Source organism: Microbacterium umsixpiens (assembly GCF_053543675.1).
The window spans coordinates 11,624-18,137 of sequence record NZ_JBLVOH010000104.1; the positions used below are offsets into that span (position 1 = coordinate 11,624).

General features: G+C 67.6%; 5 protein-coding genes. 1 reads left to right on the top strand and 4 read right to left on the bottom strand.

The window, feature by feature from the left end; genetic code table 11:
• Positions 1–28 precede the first annotated feature (28 nt).
• The 4 genes from ACNPM4_RS10655 to ACNPM4_RS10670 form a co-directional block, all read right to left on the bottom strand.
• Positions 29–1,489 carry an aspartate ammonia-lyase gene (locus ACNPM4_RS10655; RefSeq protein ID WP_029263654.1) on the bottom strand — a complete coding sequence of 487 codons (1,461 nt, stop codon included), beginning with the start codon at positions 1,487–1,489 and terminating at the stop codon, positions 29–31.
• Between the two features lie 61 nt (positions 1,490–1,550).
• Positions 1,551–2,471, bottom strand: coding sequence for a phosphodiesterase (locus ACNPM4_RS10660; RefSeq protein ID WP_448985662.1), 921 nt, complete (start codon positions 2,469–2,471; stop codon positions 1,551–1,553).
• A 53-nt stretch (positions 2,472–2,524) separates the two neighbouring features.
• Positions 2,525–2,860, bottom strand: a complete 336-nt coding sequence (locus ACNPM4_RS10665; RefSeq protein WP_029263656.1) for a hypothetical protein — start codon at positions 2,858–2,860, stop codon at positions 2,525–2,527.
• Entirely contained in the window at positions 2,857–4,236 is a 1,380-nt protein-coding gene (locus tag ACNPM4_RS10670; RefSeq protein WP_029263657.1) for an inorganic phosphate transporter, read from the bottom strand. The genes ACNPM4_RS10665 and ACNPM4_RS10670 overlap by 4 nt, the downstream gene beginning before the upstream one ends.
• Before the next feature lie 156 nt (positions 4,237–4,392).
• On the opposite strand from ACNPM4_RS10670, the gene ACNPM4_RS10675 reads away from it, so the two are divergent.
• The gene (locus tag ACNPM4_RS10675) at positions 4,393–6,492 is read left to right on the top strand and encodes a S9 family peptidase (protein ID WP_448985664.1); all 2,100 of its coding nucleotides are present in this window, start codon (positions 4,393–4,395) and stop codon (positions 6,490–6,492) included.
• The last annotated feature ends 22 nt before the right edge of the window (positions 6,493–6,514 follow it).

Genomic DNA, 6,514 nt, shown 5'->3' on the forward strand with positions numbered 1-6,514 from the left:
CCACCCCCCTCTTGTCTTGGCGGGTGGGTCAGACCTCGATGCGGTCCTCCGGCGAGATCACCGGGATCGCCGCGGTGATCGTCTCGAGCCCGGACAGACGAGCGGGCGAGAGCTGCTTGACGACCTCGTCGCGCGACATCAGACCGGCCTCGACGACCAGGTCCGCGACGCTCCGGTTCGTCAGGAGAGCGGTCTTCGCGAGCGCCGCAGCGGCCGCGTAGCCGATGAACGGCGTCAGGGCGGTGATGACGCCGACCGATGCGCCGACCATCGCGCCGAGACGATCACGGTTGGCGGTGATGCCGTCGACGCAGTTGACGCGCAGGGTCCACATCGCCTGGCGCATCCACGTGATCGACTGGAAGATCGAATGCGCGATGACCGGCTCGAACGCGTTCAGCTGGAGCTGCCCCGCCTCGGCGGCCATGGTCACCGTCATGTCGGCGCCCGCGACGGCGAACGCGACCTGGTTCACGACCTCGGGGATGACCGGGTTCACCTTGCCGGGCATGATGCTGGATCCGGCCTGCATCGCGGGCAGGTTGATCTCGCCGAAGCCCGCCTGCGGGCCGGACGAGAGCAGCCGGAGGTCGTTGCAGATCTTCGACAGCTTCATCGCGTTGCGCTTGAGCGTCGAGGAGAACGACATAAACGAGCCGGTGTCGCTGGTGGCCTCGACGAGGTCACCGGCCGTTCGCAGGTCGAGCTGCGTGATCTCGCGCAGGTGCTTGAGCACGGCGGGGGCGTAACCGGGGTGCGTGGTGATGCCGGTGCCGATCGCCGTGGCACCCATGTTGATCTCGAACATGAGCGAGGCGTTCTCGGTCAGCCGCGTGTGGTCGTAGCCGAGAGTCGTGGCGAAGCCGTTGAACTCCTGGCCGAGCGTCATCGGCACGGCGTCCTGCAGCTGGGTGCGACCGACCTTCAGCACGTCGTGGAACTCGCGGGACTTGCCGAGGAACGACAGCCGCAGCAGGTCGAGCTCTTCGAGCAGCGAGCGCAGCGTCAGTGACAGGCCGATCTTCACGGCGGTCGGGTAGACGTCGTTGGTGGACTGGCTGCGGTTGGTGTGATCGATCGGCGACAGGAAGGCGTAATCGCCCTTCTCGCGGCCGGCCAACTCCAGCGCGATGTTGGTGATGACCTCATTCGCGTTCATGTTCGTCGAGGTGCCCGCGCCACCCTGGATGACGCCCACCGTGAACTGCTCGTGGAACTCGCCGTCGATGACGCGCTGCGCGGCACGGTCGATCAGGTCGGCGCGCTCGTGGTCCAGTACCCCGATCTCGCGGTTCGCCCGCGCACTCGCCTGCTTGACCATCGCCAGCCCGACCACGAGGTCCGGATAGACCGAGATGGGCCGTTTCGAGATCGGGAAGTTCGCGTCGGCGCGGGAAGTATGAATCCCCCAGTACGCGTCGACGGGAATCTCCATGCTCCCGAGCGAATCGGTCTCGGTGCGGGTCGGGGTAGGCGCGGCAGAAGCCATGTCACATCCTCGTGGGTCGTGGCGGGTGAGAAGGGTGGGGGATGCTCTCAGTCTACGCCGCTCACCGGCCGGGCTTGCGGGAGAACGCCTCGAGTCGCTGCTCCGGTGTGAGCGCCGCCATCCGCTGGAGCCAGTCCGCGGAGAAGTAGTCCCCGGTCGCGGCCTGCGTCACCGGCACCACCGTGTGCGTGATCGTCTCCGGGTACACGTGCACGAGCTGGAAGGCCTGGGCCGCGTCCATGCCGTTCACCTCGGCCGACGGACGCGCCACGTTCATCGTGTAGCAGGTGGCCGACGAGACGCTCACCGGGACGCCGGCGAAGGTGCCCTGCGACGAGTAGTGCAGGTGACCGGCGAGGATGCCGCGGACATCGGTTCCGCGGATGACCTCCGCGAGCTCATCCTGATGCCGAAGCTCCAGGATGTCGAAGAGCGGCAGATGGCTCGGGAGCGGTGGATGGTGCATCGCGAGCAGGGTGCCGTGCGGAGCGGGATCCGCGAGCACGTCGGCGAGCCAGGACAGCTGTTCTTCGTCGAGGTCGCCGTGATGCCAGCCGGGCACGCTGGTGTCGAGAGCGATGAGGCGAAGCCCGGCGAGGTCCCAGACGCCCGTCACCGGATCCTCCGTCGGCTCCGCATCGAGGAGTCCTGCGCGCAGTGCCGGGCGTTCGTCGTGGTTGCCCGCGACCCAGATGAGCGGAGCGCCCAGCTCGTCCGCCACCGGCTCGACGGCAGCCCTCAGCCGGCGATATGCGTCGGGCTCACCCAGATCGGCGAGGTCGCCGGTGACGACGATCGCCGACGGATGCGGATGCACGGATCTGATCGCATCGAGCGTTCGGGCGAAATTGGCCTCGACGTCGTACTTCCCACCGAGCCGCGCTCCCCCTGCGAGGAAGTGCGGATCACTCACGTGGATCAGCACATGGCTTGCGGGGTCATGTCGGCCGAAGGCGTACGCGTTTCCGGTTCCTGCGGACATGCCAACAGCCTAGGCCTCGACCCCGCGTCGGCATTCGACCTGCCGGCGTCGGGTCAGTGCCCGATGACGAGGAGCAGGATGCCGGCGACCACGGCCGCGGCGCACAACGCGAAGCATCCGTACGCACCGAAGAGCGCGACCCGCTTCTGCCCCTCGGTGAGCGGGCTCTTCCGCGCCGCCTTCGCCGCCTGCTTCTCGGCGCGCTTCATCTCCTTCTCGGAGATCACGGTGATCGCATCCGTGAACTCGGCGGGGCTCACCACCGGGGCCCGACCGCTGCGCACCAGCAGACGAAGACCGAGGGCGTAGAAGGTGACGATGGCCGCCGCGCCGATCAGTGCTGCGAGGAACACCTGGAGGAACGCGATCCAGTCGATGACGACGTTCATTCCGAGTCCCCGTTCCGATTCGCGTCCGAATTCTTCGATGAGGAGGCGGATTTGGCACCCTTGACGCTCGCCTTGGCCTGAGCCTTCTTCTTCGCCTTGGCCTCCGCGTCCTTCTTCGCCTGGGCCTTCACCTTCTCACGGGCCTCGGCACGGGCCTTCGCCTCGGCCTTGGCCAGCTCGATACGCTGCTGACGACGCGTCGGCGGCGGCGTGTCCGGGAGCTCGATGGCCATCCCGGATTCGGCGACGTCACTCATGGCGTTCGCGGATGTGACGGCGTTGCGGCGCGAACGCATGAACAGTCCGAGGATGATCACGACGGCGATGACCGCGTCGATCGCCACACCCCAGTTGCCGAGCCAGACGACGAGAAGCGCCGCCAGGGCGCCCACGGCTCCCGCTGCGGGAAGCGTGAGCAGCCAGCCGACGCCGATACGACCCGCCGTCCGCCAGCGGACCGTGGAGCCTCGGCGACCGAGGCCGGAGCCGATCACGGAGCCCGAGGCCACCTGCGTGGTCGAGAGCGCGAAGCCGAGCGCGCTGGAGGCCAGGATCGTCGCTGCCGTCGAGCTCTCCGCCGCGAAGCCCTGCGCGGGCTTCACATCGGTGAGGCCCTTGCCGAGGGTGCGGATGATTCGCCAGCCGCCGAGATACGTGCCGAGCGCGATCGTGAAGGCGCAGGCGATGATCACCCAGAGCTGCGGTTCGTGGTGCACGCCGGACTGCCAGCCGATGGTGATCAGAGCGAGGGTGATGACACCCATCGTCTTCTGCGCGTCGTTGGTGCCGTGCGCGAGTGCGACCAGCGAGGACGTGAAGATCTGCCCCCAGCGGAAACCGTCGCGACCGTCGGGCTTGCCGTCGTAACGTCGCGTGATCGAGTAGGCGATCTTCGTCGCCGCGAAGGCGATGAGCCCCGCGGTGACGGGGGCGATGAGCGCAGGGAGCACGATCTTCGAGAGCACCATGCCGAAGTCGATGCCGCCGAGCCCCGCACCGACCAGGGTCGCGCCGATCAGGCCGCCGAACAGCGCGTGCGATGAGCTCGACGGAAGGCCCAGGAGCCAGGTCAGCATGTTCCAGGTGATGGCGCCGATCAGGCCCGCGAAGATCAGGGACAGGAAGAGGTCCGCCCCCGCGGAGATGATCGCGTCTTCGCGGATGATGCCGCCGGAGATCGTCTTGGAGACCTCGGTGGACAGGAATGCACCCACCAGGTTCAAGACGGCGGCGAGGAGGACGGCGGTCTTGGGCTTGAGCGCACCGGTGGCGATCGGCGTCGCCATGGCATTCGCCGTGTCGTGAAAGCCGTTGGTGAAGTCGAAGAAGAGTGCCAGCGCGATGACAAGCACGACGATGAGGGCTGCGGTTTCCACCGTTCGCTTTCGGTCGTTTGAGGAAGAAGGAGATGTCGACGTGATCGACGTGACGAACGAAGAGTTCACCGTGGGTTTGACTTCCGTTAACCGGCCCCGCTAAATCCTCCCACCCTCCCCCGTGCCGGTCAACTCGACCTGGGATAGCGTGGGACGGTGACTGACGCTCCCCTCGCTGCCCGCCGCTCCACGCTCCGCACGCACCACGGTGACACATTCGACGACCCGTACGAGTGGATGCGGGCGAAGGACTCCGCCGAGGTCATCGCGCACCTCGAGGCGGAGAACGCCCACACCGACGACGAGACGGCGCACCTGGCCGACCTGCGCGAGCGCCTCTTCGAGGAGATCAAGAGTCGCGTCCAGGAGACCGATCTGTCCGTTCCCACCCGGCGCGGAGACTGGTGGTACTACAGCCGTACCGAAGAGGGCGCCCAGTACGGCATCCACTGCCGGGCCGCCGCGGAGCACGACGACTGGACTCCCCCGAGGCTCGAGGCCGGCGTGCCGGTTCCCGGCGAGGTCGTGCTGCTCGACGGGAACGTCGAGGCCGAGGGTCACGAGTTCTTCTCGCTCGGGGCGTTCGACACCTCGGACGACGCGACGAAGCTGCTGTGGTCGACCGATTTCGAAGGCGACGAGCTGTACACGGTGCACGTGCGCGACCTCGTCTCTGGCGAGACCCTCGACGACGAGATCCCGAACACCGGCGGCGCCTTCTTCACCCCGGACGGCACCGGCATCCTCTACACGACCCGAGATGAAGCCTGGCGGCCCGACACCCTGTGGCTGCACCGCCTCGGCACACCGGTCGCGGACGATGTCCAGCTGTTCCACGAACCCGACGAGAAGTTCTGGCTCGGCGCCGGGATCACCCGCAGCCGCCGGTACCTCGTCATCGGCGTCGGTTCGAGCATCACGAGCGAGGAGTACCTCGTCGATCTGACCGGCGACCTCACCGCGACGCCTCGCCTGGTGTGGCCGCGCCGCGAAGGAGTGGAGTACTCCATCGATCACGCCGTGGTGGACGGCGAGGACAGGCTCTTCATCCTGCACAACGACGGAGCCCTCGACTTCGAACTCGTCTCGGTGGCGGCGTCCGACCCTCAGGGCGAACGGCGCCGGGTCGTCGCCCACGAGGCGGGAAGGCGTCTGCTCGGCATGGATGCGTTCCGCGACTTCGCAACGGTCGAGTACCGCAGCGAGGGACTCGAGCGCGTCGGGCTTCTCGACTACACCACGAACACCGTCGACGAGATCCCCTTCGGCGAGCCGCTGTACTCCGCCGGGGTGAGCGGGAACCCGGAGTGGCACTCCCCCTTCCTGCGACTCGGATACACGTCGTTCGTCACGCCCGGCACGGTGTACGACCTCGACCTGTCGAACCGCGAGCTGGTGCTGCGCAAGCAGGTCACCGTACTCGGCGGCTACGACCCGGACGAGTACGGCCAGCGGCGCGAATGGGCGACGGCGTCCGATGGGGTGCGCGTGCCGATCTCCCTCGTGTGGAAGCGCTCATTCGGCGAGCCCGGTGCGGGAGCACGCCCCGTGCATCTCTACGGCTATGGTTCCTACGAGCATTCGATCGACCCCGGGTTCTCGGTCGCGCGACTCTCCGAGCTCGATCGCGGCGTGATCTTCGCGGTCGCTCACGTGCGCGGCGGCGGCGAGATGGGCCGCCAGTGGTACGAAGACGGGAAGCTGCTCAGCAAGCGCAACACCTTCACGGACTTCGTCTCCTGCGGTGAGCACCTGGTCGCGACCGGTGTCACCACGCCGAGCCGACTGGTCGCCGAGGGCGGCAGCGCGGGCGGACTGCTGATGGGCGCCGTCGCCAACCTCGCCCCCGAACTCTTCGCCGGAATCCTCGCCGGAGTTCCGTTCGTCGACGCTCTGACGACGATCCTCGACCCGTCGCTGCCCCTCACCGTGATCGAGTGGGACGAATGGGGCGATCCTCTCCACGACGCCGACGTCTACGAGTACATGAAGTCGTACTCGCCGTACGAGAACGTCCGCGACGGCGTCCAGTACCCCCGCATCCTCGCGGTGACATCACTCAATGACACCCGCGTGCTCTACGTGGAGCCGGCGAAGTGGGTCGCACGTCTGCGCGAGGCCGGTGCCTCCGACGTGCTCCTCAAGTGCGAGATGGTCGCCGGGCACGGCGGCGTGAGCGGCCGCTACAACTCATGGCGGGAGCGCGCCTTCGAGCTCGCCTGGCTGCTCGACACTCTCGGCCTCGCCGAGGCCTGAGACGCGACGACGAAGCCCCCCC

Coding starts and splice junctions, on each gene's coding strand:
- ACNPM4_RS10655 (WP_029263654.1), bottom strand. CDS start 1,489: ATGGCTTCTGCCGCGCCTACCCCGACCCGCACCGAGACCGATTCGCTC.
- ACNPM4_RS10665 (WP_029263656.1), bottom strand. CDS start 2,860: ATGAACGTCGTCATCGACTGGATCGCGTTCCTCCAGGTGTTCCTCGCA.
- ACNPM4_RS10660 (WP_448985662.1), bottom strand. CDS start 2,471: ATGTCCGCAGGAACCGGAAACGCGTACGCCTTCGGCCGACATGACCCC.